The 328-nt window shown below is 45.7% G+C and carries 1 protein-coding gene; it reads right to left on the bottom strand.

Annotated features, from left to right (window positions below; translation table 11 throughout):
- Positions 1-328 (bottom strand): ATP-binding cassette domain-containing protein (locus C1E99_RS13100; protein WP_153060272.1); only part of this gene is annotated, 328 nt, incomplete at both ends.

Genomic DNA, 328 nt, shown 5'->3' with positions numbered 1-328 from the left:
CAACTCTGGATCAAGCGCCGAAGTCGGCTCATCTAGTAGCAAAACGTCTGGTTGCATGGCAAGAGCACGTGCAAGAGCCACACGTTGCTTTTGACCACCTGACAGATGTCTTGGATAATGGTTCTCACGTTCTGACAGACCGACCTTTCTCAATTCTTCTTTGGCAAGGGCGGTTGCAGAGGCATCATCCATCCGCTTGACAATTTTAAGCCCTTCCTTGACATTATCAAGAGCTGTCTTTCGTTCAAACAGATTAAACTGCTGAAAGACCATAGCCAGTTTGCGGCGTAAGGTCAATATCTCCTCTTTTGAAATATTGGTAAAATCA

Source organism: Streptococcus suis (genome assembly GCF_002964045.1).
Lineage (GTDB): Bacteria > Bacillota > Bacilli > Lactobacillales > Streptococcaceae > Streptococcus > Streptococcus suis_U.
This window is presented reverse-complemented; position numbering and strand designations above follow the sequence as displayed.